Origin of the sequence: Bacillus cereus group sp. BfR-BA-01379 (assembly GCF_022663605.1) — a bacterium.
GTDB lineage: Bacteria > Bacillota > Bacilli > Bacillales > Bacillaceae_G > Bacillus_A > Bacillus_A mobilis.
On the sequence record NZ_JAKUFT010000220.1, the window covers coordinates 1 to 361 of the forward strand.

The following is a 361-nucleotide window of genomic DNA, read 5'->3' on the forward strand; positions in this document are numbered from 1 at the left end:
GCTGTCTGTATTTACATTAGCTGCTTGCGGAGGGAAAGAAGAGAATAAGCTTGTTGTGGGAGCTTCTAACGTGCCGCACGCTGTTATTTTAGAAAAGGCACAGCCGATATTAGAGAAAAAGGGTATTAAATTAGAAATTAAAAAATTCCAAGATTATGTGTTGCCGAATAAAGCGTTAGCGGATAAGGAAATTGATGCGAACTACTTCCAGCACATTCCTTACTTAGATAAAGAAATTCAAGAAAAGGGATATAAAATTGTAAACGCAGGAAAAATCCATTTAGAGCCAATGGGCATTTATTCTAAGAAATATAAAAGCTTAAAAGAACTTCCAGATGGCGGAACAGTTATTATGAGTAAT

Annotated in this window: 1 pseudogene; it reads left to right on the top strand. The window is 35.7% G+C overall.

The annotated features are described in order from the left end of the window. Position 1: 1 nt before the first annotated feature. Positions 2-361 (top strand): annotated as a pseudogene (gene metQ, locus MR113_RS27560) (methionine ABC transporter substrate-binding lipoprotein MetQ); the annotation flags it as partial.